General features: G+C 68.7%; 14 protein-coding genes. 4 read left to right on the top strand and 10 right to left on the bottom strand.

The genetic code is table 11. The features are described from left to right. Window positions 1-129 precede the first annotated feature (129 nt). The gene (locus ABZU72_RS02515) at window positions 130-2,955 is read right to left on the bottom strand and encodes an FG-GAP-like repeat-containing protein (RefSeq protein WP_355017337.1); all 2,826 of its coding nucleotides are present in this window, start codon (window positions 2,953-2,955) and stop codon (window positions 130-132) included. Between the two features lie 70 nt (window positions 2,956-3,025). After that, window positions 3,026-4,561, bottom strand: coding sequence for a FadD3 family acyl-CoA ligase (locus tag ABZU72_RS02520; RefSeq protein WP_355017338.1), 1,536 nt, complete (start codon window positions 4,559-4,561; stop codon window positions 3,026-3,028). A 46-nt stretch (window positions 4,562-4,607) separates the two neighbouring features. Between ABZU72_RS02520 and ABZU72_RS02525 the strand changes: the two genes are divergently transcribed. Beyond that, window positions 4,608-5,225, top strand: coding sequence for a TetR/AcrR family transcriptional regulator (locus ABZU72_RS02525; protein WP_355017339.1), 618 nt, complete (start codon window positions 4,608-4,610; stop codon window positions 5,223-5,225). Window positions 5,226-5,330: 105 nt separating this feature from the next. Here the strand turns inward: ABZU72_RS02525 and ABZU72_RS02530 are convergent, their stop codons facing one another. From ABZU72_RS02530 to ABZU72_RS02565, 8 genes are all read right to left on the bottom strand, one after another. Then, window positions 5,331-6,086 carry a CoA-transferase gene (locus ABZU72_RS02530; protein WP_355017340.1) on the bottom strand — a complete coding sequence of 252 codons (756 nt, stop codon included), beginning with the start codon at window positions 6,084-6,086 and terminating at the stop codon, window positions 5,331-5,333. After that, window positions 6,083-6,892 (bottom strand): CoA-transferase, encoded by an 810-nt coding sequence (locus ABZU72_RS02535; protein ID WP_355017341.1) that lies wholly within the window; start codon window positions 6,890-6,892, stop codon window positions 6,083-6,085. The genes ABZU72_RS02530 and ABZU72_RS02535 overlap by 4 nt, the downstream gene beginning before the upstream one ends. Beyond that, entirely contained in the window at window positions 6,889-7,845 is a 957-nt protein-coding gene (locus ABZU72_RS02540) for an acyl-CoA dehydrogenase family protein (protein ID WP_355017342.1), read from the bottom strand. The genes ABZU72_RS02535 and ABZU72_RS02540 overlap by 4 nt, the downstream gene beginning before the upstream one ends. Beyond that, on the bottom strand, window positions 7,842-8,801 hold the full coding sequence (locus ABZU72_RS02545; RefSeq protein WP_355017343.1) for an acyl-CoA dehydrogenase family protein: 960 nt from the start codon (window positions 8,799-8,801) through the stop codon (window positions 7,842-7,844). Before ABZU72_RS02545 ends, ABZU72_RS02540 begins: the two co-directional genes overlap by 4 nt. A gap of 121 nt (window positions 8,802-8,922) precedes the next feature. After that, a complete protein-coding gene (locus ABZU72_RS02550; RefSeq protein ID WP_355017344.1) occupies window positions 8,923-10,716 on the bottom strand; it encodes a hypothetical protein in 1,794 nt (597 codons plus the stop codon). Further along, entirely contained in the window at window positions 10,713-11,522 is an 810-nt protein-coding gene (locus tag ABZU72_RS02555) for a hypothetical protein (protein ID WP_355017345.1), read from the bottom strand. The genes ABZU72_RS02550 and ABZU72_RS02555 overlap by 4 nt, the downstream gene beginning before the upstream one ends. Window positions 11,523-11,647: 125 nt before the next feature. Next, complete coding sequence (locus ABZU72_RS02560; protein WP_355017346.1) at window positions 11,648-12,775, bottom strand: acyl-CoA dehydrogenase family protein; 1,128 nt, start codon at window positions 12,773-12,775, stop codon at window positions 11,648-11,650. Beyond that, window positions 12,772-13,617 carry an enoyl-CoA hydratase gene (locus tag ABZU72_RS02565; protein WP_355017347.1) on the bottom strand — a complete coding sequence of 282 codons (846 nt, stop codon included), beginning with the start codon at window positions 13,615-13,617 and terminating at the stop codon, window positions 12,772-12,774. Before ABZU72_RS02565 ends, ABZU72_RS02560 begins: the two co-directional genes overlap by 4 nt. 47 nt (window positions 13,618-13,664) lie before the next feature. Between ABZU72_RS02565 and ABZU72_RS02570 the strand changes: the two genes are divergently transcribed. Genes ABZU72_RS02570 through ABZU72_RS02580 form a run of 3 tightly spaced genes read left to right on the top strand, consistent with a single transcriptional unit; the run spans window position 13,665 to window position 16,799 of the window. Beyond that, window positions 13,665-14,843: an acyl-CoA dehydrogenase family protein gene (locus ABZU72_RS02570; RefSeq protein ID WP_355017348.1), complete on the top strand. Its 1,179-nt coding sequence runs from the start codon at window positions 13,665-13,667 to the stop codon at window positions 14,841-14,843. Beyond that, complete coding sequence (locus ABZU72_RS02575) at window positions 14,840-15,634, top strand: SDR family oxidoreductase (RefSeq protein ID WP_355017349.1); 795 nt, start codon at window positions 14,840-14,842, stop codon at window positions 15,632-15,634. Before ABZU72_RS02570 ends, ABZU72_RS02575 begins: the two co-directional genes overlap by 4 nt. 16 nt (window positions 15,635-15,650) lie before the next feature. After that, window positions 15,651-16,799, top strand: coding sequence for an acetyl-CoA C-acetyltransferase (locus tag ABZU72_RS02580; protein WP_355017350.1), 1,149 nt, complete (start codon window positions 15,651-15,653; stop codon window positions 16,797-16,799). The last annotated feature ends 5 nt before the right edge of the window (window positions 16,800-16,804 follow it).

Here is a 16,804-nt window from a genome sequence, read left to right on the forward strand (position 1 = left end):
CGCCATCTTCGGAATGGGCACAGACATAGACGACGCTGCGGCTGAAGCGCGTATCGGCCATGCCCGGCATCGCGATCAGGCATTGCCCGTCGAGTGACCCATAGGTCACTCTCAGCTTCACAACTCGGGTCAGCCCAGCAGGTTGTAGCCCGACAGTGCACCCAGGTAGGTGCGGGTCACGCCGGTGCCGGTGCTGTTGCGCTCCAGCGCATAGATGTAGCTGCCCGACCGCACGATCAGGTCGCCGCCCGAGCCGGCCCGCAGATCGCGTACGCCGAGCACCGCGTCATAGCCGGACAGGTTGATCGACAGGGTCTGCGTGGAGACCAGGCCGCCGGGTCCGTTGCTCTCGTGGACGACGGTGCTGGTGCCGTTGACGAAGAGCACGTCGGGGGTGTTGCCGCTGTTCCAGCGCCCGACGCCGACCAGGCGGGTGCCCGAGGCCGAGGACTTCATGGTGATCGAGGCGCCGACCTTGGTCGAGCCCTTGCCCGGCCACAGCTTGATCGTGCCGCCGGAGGTGCGGCCCATCAGGTCCGGATAGCCGTCGCCGGTGACGTCGCCGACCGCGTCGATGACGCTGACCGTGCCGAGGCCGGTCGCGATCGTGACGGGGCTGGTGAACTTGCCGGTGCCGTAGCCCCGGTAGAGGCGTACGGAACCGTCGGACATCTTCGCCAGGAAGTCGCCCTTGCCATCGCGGTTCCAGTCACCGGCGTTCATCAGTGCGGTGGCGCTCGTCAGGGTGATGCCGCTGTCGACCGGCGCGGCCAGGCTGACCCGACCGCTGTTCGGCTTGACGTAGAGCGTCGAGCCGGACTTCATCACCAGGTCCGGGAGGCTGTTGCCGACGAGGTTGACCGCGCCGACGACGGTGCGGTTGATGTCCGCGTACGGCCCCAACGGCTTGCCGAAGCCCGAGCCCGAGGCCGGGTAGATCCAGCCGCGGTTGGAGCCGTCGCGGCCGATCAGGTCGCCGCGGCCGTCGCCGGTGAAGTCGCCGTAGCCGCTGATCTGGGCCAGCGAGGACCAGGACGGGCTCTGGGTCGCGAGCTTGATCGGCGAGCCGAACGTACCGCTGCCGGATCCCTTGAAGTAGTAGAGCGCCCCGGACTTGCGGCCGATCAGGTCGCGCTTGCGGTCCTTGTTGACGTCGCCGGTCGCGGCGAGCTTGTCGAAGCCGCTCAGCGAGCGCGTCGTGCCCGTCCGGGTGAACCCGCCGGCGCCGTTGCCGGTGTAGCGGACCAGGTAGCCCTTCGCGTTCTTGCCGACCAGGTCGTTGGCCGAGGTGCCGCCGATGTTGCCGGTCGCGGTGATCTTGGAGACCCCGTAGAACGTGCTCTTGCCGAGGTTCTTGAAGACCGCCGCGAAGGTGCCGTCGCCGCGGCCCTTGCGGATGCCGGCCGAGCCGTCGGTGCGGACCTGGACCAGGTCGGCCTTGCCGTCGCCGGTGATGTCCGGGGTGACGACGGCCTCGCGCACGGTGCTGCCGACCGTCGTGGACGTCTTGGTCGAGTTGAACCCGGCGAACCCGCCCGTACGCAGCGTGAAGATCCGGCCGTCGGATGCCCGTCGTGCCACGAAGTCGGAGTGGCTCGTGCCGGCGATGTGGGACTCCAGGTCGCGGCCGCTCCAGCTCTTCTGGAGGCTGGCGGCGAGCGTACGGATGGCGGGGAGCTTGGCTTGGAGGTTCGCGCCCGGGCAGACGGTGGTGCCCGCGTCGCGGTGGCCATTGATCGCGTGCGGGAAGACCGTCTTGGTGCCGTCGGTCTTGGTCAGCTCCACGTTGGTGGCGTTCGCGGTGACGCCGTGGAGGGACAGCTTCCAGGCGTAGAGAGAGCCGTACGCCTGGATCATCGCGTCCGTGGGCTGGTTCTGCGTCGAGCCGGTGTCGTCGGGGCAGCCGGCCGCGACCGTGTCGAAGCAGCCGAGCGCCGAAGCGCCGAAGCTGTCGTAGTTGTAGCCGCTGGTGTGGGCGCCCTCGACCGGCAGCGCGACGCCGCCGTGGCGGCCCTCCCAGATGCGGCCGAACTTGTCGACGAAGAAGTTGTAGCCGACGTCGCGGTAGCCGCGGGTGGTCACGTGGAACTCGTAGATGCCCCGGATGATGCTGGGGACGTCGGTCTCGGTGTAGGCGTTGGTGCCCGCGGTGTGGTGGACGAAACCGCCGTGGATCGCGCGGTAGCTCGGGGCCGTCTGCTCGCGGATCGTCTCGTCGGCGCCCCACTGCGCACGGCTGTAGATCGTCGGGCTCGAGGTGTAGGTGGACGCGACCAGGTTGAGGTCGGAGTCCTTGCTGCCCTTGTGGACGTTGGTCGCCCGCGGCGTGTCCTTGTCGGTCTCGATGTCGGGGAGCTCGGAGACCGTGTCCTCGGTCTTGCCCGGCTCGATCACCGCGAGCTCGAGGTCGCCGGGGATCTCGGCAGCGTCAGGGATGATGATCCGAGTCTGCACCTGGTCGACGTGACCGGCCAGGAACTCGTCGGTGCCTGGGCGGACACCCTTCGCCTCCGCCGTGCCGGCGTCCGGACCGTGGTCCTCGACGTCGACCACCATCGGGCTCCACGACGACCACACGTCGTCCTTCAGGGTGCGGATCTCGGGGCGTACGTCGTCGGCGGCGACGGCGCCGGACCAGGTCACGCCGACGACACCGAAGCCGGTGACGTCCTGTGGTTCGCTCTTGATGACGTTGGTGCGGGGCTTGTCGACCTTCGTCGCGTGCTCGGTCGCCTTGCCGGTCGAGGTGGTCAGTGCGACCTCCTCGACGTGAGACTTCACCGAACCGGCGGGGAGGGTGGACGGCTCCCTGTTCGCGGCCTCGAATGCGGCCAGCGGGCCGGACGTGGTCGGTTCGGCGGTGGCGGAGTTCAGCGTCAGGGGGATCGCCACTGCGGCCGCGCCGAGAATGAGGGTGGTGCCGGAGATGGACGCGATCTTGGCGCGTCGGGGCATCGAAGCCTCCGTGGGGGAAGTAAAGAACGGGCTGAGGAAACCTATACCCCCGCGGGGTGGGGTGTCTCACCTATATCGAGGTGTCACGCAGATCCGTCTTCAAGACCTTGCCGCTCGCGTTGCGCGGGAGGCTGTCGACCAGGACGTACGCCCTCGGCTGCTTGTAGTTGGCGAGGCGGTCCTTGAGCCAGGTCGCGATCGAGTCGGCGCTCAGGTCGTCGCGTACGACGACGAAGGCCTTGCCCACCTGACCGAGGCGGGCGTCCGGGACGCCGATGACCGCGGCCTCGACGATGCCGGGGTGGCCGGCGAGGGTGTTCTCGACCTCGGCCGGATAGACGTTGAAGCCACCGACGGTGAACATGTCCTTGATCCGGTCGGTGATCTTCAGGCAGCCGTGCTCGTCGAGGATGCCGACGTCGCCGGTGTGGAGCCAGCCGTCCTCGTCGATCGCCTCGGCGGTCGCCTCGGGGTTCTCGAAGTAGCCGAGCATGACGTTGTCGCCGCGGATCCAGACCTCGCCGTCCTCGCCCGGCTCCGCGTCGTCGCCGGCCGCGGTGACCGTGCGGATCTCCAGACCCTCGACCGCCGGCCCGACCACCTTGGCCACGTGCTCCGGATCCTCGCCAGGGCGGGTGGTGGTGGCGACCATGCACTCCGTCAGGCCGTACGCACCCTTGACCTCGTCGATCCCGAGGATGTCGCGCATGTCGGCGAAGAGGCTCTCCGGGACGCTCGCGGCGCCGGCGATCGCGAAGCGCAGCGAGGAGAGGTCGTACGCCTTCAGGTCGGGGTGGTTGATGAGCGTGGTGAAGATCGTGGGAGCGCCGGGGAGGACCGTGATCCGCGCGTCCTGGATCAGCTGCAGCGCCTGGGTCGGGTCGTAGGTCGCGATCGGGTAGACCGTCGCGCCCGAGGTGAACGCCGCGATGAAGCCCGCCTTGTAGCCGAAGCCGTGGAAGAACGGATTGACGATGGCGTAGCGGTCCCGCGTGGTGAGCTCGGCGCCGCGCGCCCAGACGTCGGCGACGCCGAGCGTCTGCCGCTGGGCGCTCATCACGCCCTTCGGCCTCCCGGTGGTGCCGGAGGTGAACAACAGGTCGGCGAGGGTGTCGGGGGTGACCGACGCTTTCGCGTCCTCGAGCCGCTGGTCGGTCGTGTCCTCGCCTCTGGCGAGGAAGTCCTCCCAGTCGCTCGCGAGGTCGACGATGGTGAGCAGGTGCTCCGGGAGCGGGCCGGCGTCGTGGAGCATCTGGACGTAGTCGGTGCCGAGGAAGCCGTTGACGGTGATCAGCGCGGTGGCGCGGGAACGCTCCAGGATCTCGCGGGCCTCATGGCCCCGGTAGCGGGTGTTGAGCGGCACCACGGCCGCCCCGATCGTCTGCGCACCGAGAACCGCGACCGGGAACTCCCAGCGGTTGGGCGCCCAGATCGCGACCCGGTCGCCGCTGCGTACGCCGCTGGCCAAGAAGGCGCTCGCGGCCCTGTCCGCTGCCTCGGCGAGCTCGGCGTAGGTGAGCGTCGTGGGGCCGTCGACGATCGCCGGGCGGTCGGCGTAGGTCTGCTTGGCCTTCTCGATCAGGGCGGGGATCGTGCGCGTGGTCACCCTCGCAAGCGTAGTTGAGCAACTGCTTGTTTGGTAGGCTTCGTCCATGACTGACACGGGGGTTGCGCCGAGAAGGCGCGGGACGGCGTCGGGGTCGTCGCGGCGGGCCGAGCTGCTCACGCTGGCTGCCGAGATGTTCGCGACCAAGGGCTTCGCCCAGACGACCGTACGCGACATCGCAGACGCCGCCGGGATCCTGTCCGGCTCGCTCTACCACCACTTCCGGTCCAAGGAAGCGATGCTGACCGAGCTGCTCTCGGGGTTCCTCGACGGGCTCAACGCACGGTTCACCGAGATAGTCGAGAGCGGGGTCGACCCGCAGGCCGACCTGGACGGTCTGATCACGGAGTCGTTCCGGACGATCCATCGGGAGCGGCTGGCGGTGGCGCTCTACCAGAACGAGGCGTCCTTCCTGGCGACCGTCGAGGGCTTCGAGTTCGTCGCCGAGCGCTCGCGCGACAACGAGGCGCTGTGGATCCGGGTCCTCGAGGCCGGGCAGGCCTCGGGAGCCTTCCAGGCCTCCCTCGATCCAGCGCTGACCTACCGGTTCATCCGTGACGGCGTCTGGTCCACCGTCTCCTGGTATCGCCCCGGCGGCCGCCACACCCCCGAGACCCTCGCGGAGCAGTATCTGAAGCTGCTCCACGCCGGCATCCTCGCGTAGCGGGCCTGTCCTAGGGATACCCGGTCGACCGGGTATCCCTGGGCTTGACGGGCACTGAAACACCCGTCAAGCCGATGAAGTGCCCGTCCAGTTGTCCGCGGTGTCTCAGGGTTCGGGCACCTCGCGGTGGCGCAGGCCCTTGGGGTCTTCCGCGGCGATGATCTTCAGCTCGTCCGGGGTGGGCTCGCGGGTGAGGGGCGCGTCGGTGGCGTCGATCGGGAAGCCGGTGGCTTCCTGGAGCTCTTCGGGGGTGACGCCGGGGTGGATCGAGTCGACCTTGACCAGCCCCGCATCGTCGTAGCCGAAGACCGCGAGGTTGGTGACGATGACGCCGAGGTCGTGGAAGCGCCCGGCGGTGCCGGTCGCGCGGTCGTTGCCGACGCCGCTGGCGACGTCGACGCGGTCGACGAAGATCCGGGCGGAGTGCTTGGCGACCCAGTAGTCGACACGGTGGTTGACGGTGTTGCCGGGGGCGCCGCGTACGCCGATCAGCTGGCGTTTCGGCTGCCGCCAGTCGCCGATCGAGGAGATGTTCTGGTTGCCGTGGCGGTCGATCTGGCTGGCGCCCATCATCGAGTGCCGGCGGCCGCTGGCGACGATGTCGAAGATGCTGCGGAACGGCACCCATGCCTCCGGGGTGCCGCCGGCCGCCGCGGTCTTCAGCAGCGGAGGAGCCTCGGCCATCATGAACGCCTCACCGTCGCTGAGCGCGAGCTCGGGGGTGTGGGTGGCCTTGGCCAGGCGTACGCCGATGGCCGGGACGATCCCGACGGCGTGGGCGAGCACCTCGCCGGAGCCCTTGAAGGCGTCCGAGACGGCGGCCACGCAGATGTCTGCTCGGCTGATCGTTTGCAGGGTCACAGGTAACGCTCCTCGAACTCGGTCCAGTCACTGTCGGAATCCGACTTGGCTGCGGCGACGTACGTCTTCTGGAACTCTTCGTCACGGCTGTAGTCGGGCTCGCAGCTGGTGAAGTGGGCGCCGCCTGGGGCCTCGACGACGTGGTTGACGAAGATCCGCGGGACCAGGAGCGTCTGCGGCGGGGCCTTGGCGGTCAGGTCGTCGGTGGAGACGATCTGCTCGACCGACATGATCGTGGTGTCGGCGGCCATCGCGAAGAGGTCGTCGAAGTAGGGGTCGGGGCCGAGGTACTGACCGTTGCCGGCCGCGTCGGCTCGGTTGAGATGGATGAGCGAGACGTCGAGGCGGAGCCCGGGGACTGCGACGTACTCCTCGTCGTCGTAGGGCGACTTCACCGTCTTGAGGTCGGGGTTCATCGCCATCACGTCGCTGCCGAGGCCGGCGCGGATGGGCTGGAACGAGAGCCGGTTGGCGCCCGCCTTGAGACCGGCGACGAACATGCCCTCGTCGTACTCGCTCGTCTCCGGGATCTCGCCCCGCTCGCGAGCGCGGGTGAAGTTCGGGTCGAGCGGGATCGAGTCGAGGCTGACGAAGCCGTAGACCAGCTTGCGGATCCTCCCGGCACGGGCCAGCAGGCCCACGTCAGGGCCACCGAACGCGACCACTGTGAGGTCGGTGATGTCGCTGCGGAGGATCTCCTTGACCAGCGCCATCGGTTTGCGGCGCGAGCCCCAGCCGCCGATGCCGATGGTCATCCCGGACTCGAGTTTGCTGCTGACCTCGGTGAGGGGGAGTGTCTTGTTCACGTGTCTCCTCGGAAGAGCTGAGCGGTGGCGTGGGCGCGCTTGAAGTAGAGGTGGGCGTCGTGCTCCCAGGTGATCGCCACCCCGCCGTGGAGCTGGATCATCTCGGCCGCGACCTGCGAGAACGCATCGGAGCACCAGGTCTTGGCGGCGCGAATGAGACGTACGTCGGGTGTCGTCTGAGTCAGTTCCCACGCCGCTGCCCAGCTCATCGTCCGGGCGGTCTCGACCTGGACCAGCAGGTCGGCGCACCGGTGCTTGAGCGCCTGGAAGGATCCGAGCGGACGGCCGAACTGGTGGCGCTCCTTGAGGTAGGCGACCGTACGCTCCAGCGCCTCGCGCGAGGCTCCGGCCTGAAGGGCGGTCATCAGGGTGGCGCCGACGGTGGTGACGTACGCGGGGTCGACCGTGCCGAGGGATTCATCCGGGAGATCGTCGATCGTGACCGTCGCGAACCGCCAGGTCGGGTCCAGGGCCGGGGTCGGGGCGACCGTGGCCGCCGAAGGATCCACCGCGTGGACCTGGTCGCCGCGCAGCACGAGCAGGATCTCCGCGCCGGACGCGTCGATGACGAGATCGGATCCCGGAGCGACGACCGCGGCCGTGGCGCCGCCGGCGATCCGCTCCAGCAGCTCGCCGGCCTGCGGGGTGTCGGCGGCAGTCAGGACCTGGGTCGCCAGCAGCGTGCCGACGAACGGCGAGGGCGTGAGCGTGGCACCGAGCTCCTCGAGGACGAGATGCGCCTCGATGTAGGAGCAGCCGACCCCGCCGTACCCCTCGGGGACCGCCAGCGCGGTCACCCCGATCTGCTCGGTGAGCGTCTGCCACAGGGTGGTGTCGTAGCCCTCGGGCCTGCTGATCGCTGCCCGCAGATCCATCGACGCGGCCCGCTTGGCGATCAGCGTGTGTACGGTCGCGACCAGGTCGGTCTGCTCCTCGGTTAGCGCGAACCTCATCGGCCCTCCACCAGCGACTCGAGGATCCGTGCACGATGCTCGGCCGGGGTGCCCCAGGCGCCGACCAGCGCGCGCACCTTCAGGATCCACAGGCTCAGGTCGAACTCGCGGGTGTAGCCGATCGCGCCGTGGACCTGGAGCGCGGTGCGCGAGGCGAGGTACGCCGCATCGCCGGCTGCGACCTTGGCCGCAGAGACGTCTCGCGGGGCGAGGGTCAGGCTCGCGTTGTGCACCAGCGGGGCCGCGAAGTCCAGGGCGACGCGTACGTCCGCGAGCAGGTGCTTGACCGCCTGCTGGCCGCCGATCGGTTTGCCGAACTGGTGGCGTTGTTGGGCGTACGCGACGGTGTCCTGGAGCATCCTTCTGCCGGCTCCGAGGAGCTGGGCGCTGCAGGCCAGAGTTCCTAGATCCAGGGACTGACGTGCGTCGACGGTTGCGATCTGCTCGGTTGGAGTGAGGTCGAAGACGTGTCGTGTCGCGTCGACGGATTCATATCGGTCACCAGCCTCAGCGCGGTACAGCGCGGAGATGGTCGTGAGCGTGAAAGCGTGGTCGGCGACGTCCGCATCGAGCGCCCTGGGCGTCATCGGCTGGACCGCGAGCGTGGCGACGTTCTCGCCCGAGGCGATCCCGGCGAGCACCTTGGCCTCGTCGGCCTGTGTCAGCAGCCCCGGAAGGACGGCGACGGACTCGACCCAGGGGCCAGGAGCCCCGTGATACCCGAGCCGCTCGAACGCGACAGTGAGGTCGACGGCGGACGCACCCGAACCGTCATACTCCTCGGGCACGAGCAATCCCGCGACCCCCAGCTCCGCAAGGCGCTGCCACAGCGACAGCCCGAGTGCAGGGTCCCCATCAGCCCACGAACGTGCCGCGCCCGGAGTGTCGGCGGCCCCCAGCAGATCGTCGAGGGCGTCCGCGAACGCCGTCTGTTCCGGCGTACGTCCGAAACGCATGTGCCCCTCCTTGTGTGTCGCTGCATAGCGAGGCTACCAAGCAAATGCTTGGTCGTCGAGAGGTGTCCGAAAAGGATCGGAGCGCCGCCTGCGGGTTGCAGGCGGCGCTCCGACGGCGTCGTCAGCGAGGATCGACGAGAACGCGGCGTGAAGCTGGTGCGTATCTCGTCGTTCCGGCGTACTTGACGATCCAGTACCCCTTGGCCTGCACCGGGATCGACGTGCGGTACGTCCCGGTCGAGGCGGTGGTGAGCGTGCGCTTCAGCACGGGACCGGCTGTGCCCGCGGGGTCGAAGTAGATCTTCACCGTTGACCGTGCAAGAGGCCGCCAGCGCGGGCCTGCCGAGGTCTTCTTGACGGCCTTCAGGTCGCCGGTGAACGTGACCCGTGTGCCGCGAACGGGCGTCTTGGTGGACGCGTTGATCCTCGCCGAGGTCGCCTGCTTCGTGGTCACCAGCGCCTCTGACGGGGCGTATGAGGCCGACCCGGGATAGCGGGCGATCCAACGGCCAGGAGTGGTGACGGCGACAGAGTACGAGTAGGCCCCCGACGTGTTTGTCTTCACGGTCGCTCGGTATTGCGGTCCTGTCGTTCCGGCCGGATCGAAGTAGAGCTTCACGCCCAGGCCGGTGACCGGCCGCCAGGCGGGAGCCCAGGTGGCCGAGGCGAGGTTGACGGCCTTGACCGTGCCGCCGATCCGATGTCGGACGCTCGTGGTCGAAGCCGGGGGAGTCGCCCGAATGCTGGTCGCCGTCACCTTCTTCACGGTGATGGAGCCGACTGCAGTGCCGTTGAGGCTGATCGCGTAGGTCCCCGGCGGAGCCATGCCGTCGATCCAGATCGTTCCTCGGGCGGTGTACTTGTCGATGGTGTGGATGAGGTTCGGGCCGAACCTGTCACCGAAGCCCACCTTGCGCGGCGAGAAGGACATCTCGACAGTGCCGGACAACTGCTCCCAGTTCCAGCCGCCGATGTACTCGACATCGATGGGCAGGGCTACCGGCTTGGTGCCTACGGTGACGCTGCTCGGCGTGAAGACACGGGCTCTGACACTGCCCTCTCCGACCTTGATCGCGACGGTCTTCTCCCGGTAGCCCGTGCCCGTGTGCACTCGGATGTCTTCGGCCAAGGTGGCCGCGATCTCGGCCGCCGAACCGGCGTACTCGGCGCTGATGACGCCGCTCGATGCCGCCGTGAAGCTCGTGGAGAAGGTGCCTGTGGACGAGGAAGTCACTGTCGCGATCTTGCGCTTCGCCGCGGAGCCGGTGGGGTCGAGGTAGATGTCAACGGCGCGGTCGGCCGCCGGCGCGTAGCCGGAGCCGTCATCGGTAACCGTGATCGAGCCGAAGACCCTCACGGCCTTTCCTGACGGAGCGATTCGCGGAGCGACGTTCATCTCCATACGTACGTCACGCTTGAGCCCGAACTCGATCGTCTGAGGTGCGTCGAGATGGATCTCATGCTCCTGCCCGTCCTTGGTGATGATGACGTGCTGGTTCAAGGTGAGGGAAAATCGGCCGTCGGTGTTGAAGAGCGCGCCACGGGCGCGCGTACGGCTGCTGTTGACGGAGGCCAGTCTCCAGTCCGAGAGAGTCGACGACTCGCCCGCTCGGGCGATTGAGATCGTCGGCCGCTTCTCCGTCTCATCCACGAACCGGATCGCCGTGCCGTTGTGCTCGTAGTGCACGTCGACGACGACATTTTCCGCCGTTGCGTTCCACCATCCGAGGGCGTTGGCGGTCGCGTCCTGGACGCGGATCCTCGCCGTCACGACGGCGTCGCCGTCGGTGAACTCGCGGGTGACCTCGTTTATGACGGGGGCTGCCTTGGCGCGGTCCTGGGATACCGAGACAAGGCCCACGCCCGCAGCGAGTGCGAGTACGACGAGACCACTGAGGATGCGGGGCGTTCTCAACTTGCCACCGCCTTGCTCGCGGAGGACGCCGCCCAGTTCGTGGATCCGGCGAAGGCGAACGACCAGGTCCCCTTGCCCTTCTTGGGAACGATGACATCGAAGGTTCCGTTTGCCGAGACGTAGATGCTGCGCTGCAACGCCTTGGGCCTGGTGCCTGCGGGGTCGAAGTAGATCCGAAGCACCTCGCCGGGGACGGCCTGGGTGTTGCCGTACTCTCCGGGCGCCCGGAGAGTCCCGGAGAACCGGATGGTGGTCCTGGTCGTGGCGGCACTCTCGAGCGCGACCTGGGTCTTGGTCTTCACGATGAAGGATCCGAGCTTGACGTTGCCGAAGGTGAAGTCGTCGTACGCCGCCCCGCCCTCGCCGAAGTGTGCCCTCACACGGGCGGCTTCCAGGAACACCTCGTACTTCCCAGTGAGAGTCGGGGCAGGGCCACGGTTGGACATCATGGGCACGTTGATCCGCGTCGTGCCGGCTCCAGTCGGTGCGGAGACCTGTGCGGAGGTGGCCCCCGGTCCGTTGCCATCGGTCTGTTCAACCCGCAGTTCCACGATGTTGCTGGTGAACTCGAGCCGATCAGCCGTCGTCGACCACGTCAGATCGACCGGGACGGTGGTCGACGTCGCATTGCTGAGCGTGGCTGTCGACGGAATCCTGGCCGACACCGTGACTGTCGTGTCCGGCGACTTCGCGGTTTGCTGGTTGGTGCCTATCTGCCAGGTTGCCGCCGGCGTGGAACCGGCTGTGCCGGCCACCAGTACCAAGCCCGCAAGCACGCCGAGAAGGCGCGTGGGGGTGATTCTCATGAAGGCGTTGCTCCGAGTGTGTGCCCGAGCCCGGTAGGTCCGGGTGCAGCACGGATGGTGCCATACCCCGACCGGTGTGCAGGGGTGATTCCTTCACGTACGCCACTCGTCTGAGCAACAGTTCGCTAGCCGAGCCGGGGGAGGCCCAGGACCCGCTCGGCGACGATGTTGCGCTGGATCTGGTTGGTGCCGGCGTAGATCGGGCCACCGAGAGAGAACAGATAGCCGTCCGACCAGTGCGAAGGTAGCTCTGCATCCGGGCCGAGAAGGTCGAGCGCGGTCTCGTGGAGGTCCACGTCGAGCTCGGACCAGAAGAGCTTGTTGACCGAACCTTCCGCGCCGACCGAGCCGCCGGCCTCGACCCGCGTCACGGTGTCCCAGGTGTAGAGGCGGTAGGCCTCGGCACGGATCCAGGCGTCGACTACCCGGTCGTTGGCATGGGGCTGCGGGGCGTCGGCGTACAACGAGATCAGCCGCTCCGCCGCCGCCATGAACCGCCCGGGCGAACGCAGCGACAGACCCCGCTCGTTGCCCGCGGTCGACATCGCGACCTTCCAGCCGTCGCCGACGCCGCCGAGCACGTCCTCATCAGGCACGAAGACGTCGTCGAAGAAGATCTCCGCGAAACCGGGAGTGCCGTCGAGCTGGTCGATCGGGCGGACGGTGACGCCATCGGCGTCGAGCGGAAAGAGGAAGTACGTCAGGCCTCGGTGTCGCTCGGCGGAAGGATCCGAGCGGAAGAGGCCGAAGCCGCGGTCGGCGAAGGGCGCGCGGCTGCTCCAGGTCTTCTGGCCGTTGAGCCTCCAGCCGCCCTCGACCCGCGTCGCGGTTGCCCGGAGCGAAGCCAGGTCGGACCCCGCCTCCGGCTCCGACCACGCCTGCGCCCAGACGAGCGTGCCGTCCGTCATGTCGCGCAGGTAGCGCTCCTTCTGCGCCTCGGTCCCGTGGCCGAAGATGATCGGTGCGAGCAGCGAGATGCCGTTCTGGCTGATCCTCGTCGGGGCGCCGGCGAGGTAGTACTCCTCCTCGAAGATGACCCACTCGGTCAGCGACGCGTCGCGACCGCCGTGCGCCTCGGGCCAGGCCACCACCGACCACCGACCGGAGGCCAGCGTGCGCTCCCACTCCCGGTGGGCCACGGCTCCCTCGGCGGTGTCCATCGACGGCAGCCGGCCTGGGTTGTTGGCGGCGAGCCACTCGCGGGCCTCGAGGCGGAAAGCCTCCTCGGCCTCGGTGAATTCCAACGTCGTCACGACTTCATCGACCTCGCGTTCATCCCCGCGAGCGAGTCCTTGCCGACCTCGGCGTTGTGGGCGTGGGCGGCGTGGTGGAGGCCGAAGACCGAATCCATCCCGGCGCGCATCCCCATCAGGTCCTCGGCCTGGTTGACCGCCTTCTTCGCCAGCGCCAGCCCCAGGCGCGGCATCTCGGCGATCCGCTCAGCGAGGGCGAGCGTCTCGGACTCGAGGTCGTCGCGGCGTACGACATGGTTGACCATGCCCCAGCGCTCGGCCTGCTCGGCGGAGAAGCGGTCGCCGGTGAAGAGCATCTCCTTGGCGGCGCGGGGGTTGGTGACCCATGGGTGGGCGAAGTACTCGACCCCGGGGATGCCCATCTTGACCACCGGGTCGGAGAAGAAGGCGTCGTCGGAGGCGACGATGAAGTCGCAGGACCAGGCCAGCATCAGGCCGCCGGCGATGCAGGCGCCCTGCACCATCGCGATCGTCGGCTTCGGCAGCTCCCGCCAGCGGCGGCACATCCCGAGGTAGACCTCCGACTCGCGCGCGAAGCGGGAGTCGACGCCCTCCTTGCCGACGTGGTCCCACCACATCACGGCCTTGCGCTCGAAGCTCTCGTCGATGTCGCGGCCCGGGGTGCCGATGTCGTGGCCGGCGCAGAAGTGCTTGCCGTTGCCGCCGAGGACGATCACCTTGACCTCGTCATCATTGGTCGCTCGGGTGAACGCCTCATCGAGCGCGTAGGTCACCTTCGAGTTCTGGGCGTTGCGGTATTCGGGGCGGTTCAGCCGCACCACCGCGACGGGTCCGTGGGTCTCGTACGTCACGACACTGGTCTCGGTTGGAGTGGCGCTCATGCCGCAGACGCTACCAAACAAGTGCTTGGTTTGGTAGGTTGTCGGGCATGGACCTGACCTACTCCGCCGAGGACGAGGCGTTCCGTGCCGAGGTGCGCGAGTGGCTGGCCGACCATCTGGTCGGCGAGTGGGCCGCACTGCGCGGCACCGGCGGGAACGGCCGCGACCACGAGTCGTACGAGGGGCGGCTGGCGTGGAACCGCTACCTGGCCGAGCACGGCTGGACCTGCCTGGGCTGGCCCGAGGAGCACGGCGGACGCGGCCTGCCGCTGTTCCAGCAGGTGATCTTCCACGAGGAGTACGCCCGGGCCGACGCCCCGGTCCGGATCAACCATCTCGGCGAGGAGCTGCTCGGGCCCACCTTGATCGCCCACGGAACCGACGCTCAGAAGGAGCGGTTCCTGCCGAAGATCGTGGCGGTGGAGGAGCTGTGGTGCCAGGGCTACTCCGAGCCCGGAGCCGGGTCCGACCTGGCCGGGGTGCGGACCCGCGCACGGCTGGACGGTTCCCAGTGGGTGGTGGACGGGCAGAAGGTCTGGACCTCGAACGCCCACCTGTCCGACTGGTGCTTCGTGGTGTGCCGGACCGAACCGGGATCCTCCCGCCACCACGGACTCTCCTATCTGCTCGTGCCGATGGCGCAGCCCGGTGTCGACGTACGCCCGATCGAGCAGCTCACCGGCACCTCCGAGTTCAACGAGGTCTTCTTCGACGGCGCCGTGACCTCGGCCGACATGGTCGTGGGTGAGCCCGGCGACGGCTGGAAGGTCGCCATGGCGACCCTCGGGTTCGAGCGCGGGGTCTCCACGATCGGCCAGCAGGTCGGGTTCGCGCGCGAGCTGGAGACGGTCGAGGAGGCAGCCCGGGCTTCCGGTGTCATCGACAAGCCGGACATCGCGCTGCGGCTGAGCCAGGCCCATGTCGGGCTGGAGGTGCTCCGGCTGCACGCGCTGCGAACCCTCTCTGCGTACGACTCCGGCTCCTCGGGCCCCGAGGCGAGCGTCTCCAAGCTGCTCTGGGCGCGGTGGCACCGCGAGCTCGGTGAGCTGGCGATGGACGTCGTCGGGCTCGCCGGACTGACCACCGGGGAGGGCTACGCGCTCGACCGGCTGCAGTCGCTCTACCTCTTCTCCCGCGCCGACACGATCTACGGCGGCTCGGACGAGATCCAACGGAACATCATCGCCGAGCGCGTGCTCGGCTTGCCACGAGAGGCCCGTGCATGAAGCCCGAACAGCCAGCCCCCGCGTACGTCCCCGGTCACTCGCTCCTGGACGGACAGGTCGTCGTCGTGACCGCGGCCGCCGGCGCGGGGATCGGGGCGGCGGTGGTGCGGAAGGTGCTCGAGGAGGGTGCGAAGGCGGTCGTCGTCTCCGACACCCACGAGCGCCGGCTCAAGGAGTCGCGCGATGCCCTTGCCGAGGAGTTCGGCGAGGGCCGGATCACGGCCGTGACCTGCGATGTCACGCAGGAGGACCAGGTCCAGGCGCTGCTCGACGCCGCGGAGCCCTACGGCGGTGTCGACGTGATGATCAACAACGCCGGCCTCGGTGGGACCGCCTCGGTGCTGGAGATGACCGACGAGCAGTGGTCCCGCGTTCTCGACATCACCCTGACCGGGACGTTCCGGTGTGTTCGGGCGGTAGGGCAGCGGTTCGTGGCTGCCGGGAAGCGCGGAGTCATCGTCAACAACGCCTCCGTGATCGGCTGGCGGGCCCAGGAGGGGCAGGCGCACTACGCCGCGGCCAAGGCCGGGGTGATGGCGCTGACCCGCTCCGCCGCCGCCGACCTCGCTCCGCACGGGATCCGCGTCAACGCGGTCTCGCCGTCCCTGGCGATGCACCCGTTCCTCGAGAAGGTCACCTCGCCCGAGCTCCTGGTGGAGCTCAAGGGCCGCGAGGCGTTCGGCCGAGCCGCCGAGCCGTGGGAGGTCGCCAACGTCATGGTCTTCCTGGCCAGCGCCTACTCGTCCTACATGACCGGCGAGGTCGTCTCCGTCTCCAGCCAGCACGCCTGATCGAGAGGGTCACCAGATGTCTGAGGCATTCATCATCGACGCCGTTCGTACGCCTGTCGGCAAGCGCGGGGGCGCGCTGGCCGAGGTCCACCCGGCCGATCTCGGCGCCCACTCGCTCGCCGCGCTGGTCGACCGCACCGGCATCGACCCGGGAGCCGTCGACGACGTGATCATGGGCTGCTGCGACACCATCGGCGGGCAGGCCGGCGACGTCGCGCGGACCGCCTGGCTGGTGGCCGGGCTGCCCGACCACGTACCCGGCGTGACCATCGACCGGCAGTGCGGCTCATCCCAGCAGGCGGTGCACTTCGCGGCTCAGGGTGTGATGTCGGGTACGCAGGATCTGGTCGTCGCTGGTGGGCTGCAGAACATGTCCGCGATCCCGATCTCGGCGGCGATGCTGGTGGGGGCGCAATATGGCTACACCACCCCGTTCGCCGAGTCGCCCGGCTGGGTGAAGCGCTACGGCGACCAGGAGGTCTCCCAGTTCCGGTCCGCCGAGATGATCGCGGAGAAGTGGGACATCTCGCGCGAGGACATGGAGGCGTACGCGCTCGCCTCGCACCAGCGCGCCAAGACCGCGATCGCCGAGGGGCGGTTCGACCGGGAGATCGTGCCCGTCGGCGATTTCGCCGTCGACCAGTGCCCGCGGGAGACCTCGCTCGAGAAGATGGCCTCCCTCGACCCGCTCGCTCCCGGTGGGCGGATCACCGCGGCTGTCGCCTCGCAGATCTGCGACGCGTCCTCGGCGCTGTTGGTGGCATCGGCGGCGGCCGTACGCACCTTCGGACTGACCCCGCGCGCCCGGATCCACCACCTCTCGGTCCGCGGTGACGACCCGGTCTGGATGCTCACCGGCCCGATCGAGGCCACCCGTCACGCCCTGGCCAAGACGGGTCTGACGGTGGACGACATCGACCTGTTCGAGTGCAACGAGGCCTTCGCGAGCGTCGTCCTGGCGTGGATGAAGGAGCTCGACGTCCCGCACTCGAAGGTGAACGTCAACGGCGGCGGCATCGCCCTCGGCCACCCCATCGGCGCCACCGGCACCCGACTGATGACCACCCTCCTCAACGAGCTCGAGCGCACCGGCGGACGCTACGGCCTCCAGACCATGTGCGAGGGCGGCGGCCAGGCCAACGTCACCATCATCGAGCGGCTGTGATCTCG

The sequence above is a fragment of the Nocardioides sp. NPDC004968 genome (assembly GCF_040608935.1).
In the GTDB taxonomy this organism is placed as follows: Bacteria; Actinomycetota; Actinomycetes; order Propionibacteriales; family Nocardioidaceae; genus Nocardioides.

Excerpts from the sequence above, each read along its gene's own strand:
- ABZU72_RS02515 (WP_355017337.1), bottom strand. The coding sequence starts at position 2,955 with ATGCCCCGACGCGCCAAGATCGCGTCCATCTCCGGCACCACCCTCATT.
- ABZU72_RS02525 (WP_355017339.1), top strand. The coding sequence starts at position 4,608 with ATGACTGACACGGGGGTTGCGCCGAGAAGGCGCGGGACGGCGTCGGGG.
- ABZU72_RS02540 (WP_355017342.1), bottom strand. The coding sequence starts at position 7,845 with ATGAGGTTCGCGCTAACCGAGGAGCAGACCGACCTGGTCGCGACCGTA.
- ABZU72_RS02545 (WP_355017343.1), bottom strand. The coding sequence starts at position 8,801 with ATGCGTTTCGGACGTACGCCGGAACAGACGGCGTTCGCGGACGCCCTC.
- ABZU72_RS02555 (WP_355017345.1), bottom strand. The coding sequence starts at position 11,522 with ATGAGAATCACCCCCACGCGCCTTCTCGGCGTGCTTGCGGGCTTGGTA.
- ABZU72_RS02565 (WP_355017347.1), bottom strand. The coding sequence starts at position 13,617 with ATGAGCGCCACTCCAACCGAGACCAGTGTCGTGACGTACGAGACCCAC.
- ABZU72_RS02570 (WP_355017348.1), top strand. The coding sequence starts at position 13,665 with ATGGACCTGACCTACTCCGCCGAGGACGAGGCGTTCCGTGCCGAGGTG.
- ABZU72_RS02575 (WP_355017349.1), top strand. The coding sequence starts at position 14,840 with ATGAAGCCCGAACAGCCAGCCCCCGCGTACGTCCCCGGTCACTCGCTC.
- ABZU72_RS02580 (WP_355017350.1), top strand. The coding sequence starts at position 15,651 with ATGTCTGAGGCATTCATCATCGACGCCGTTCGTACGCCTGTCGGCAAG.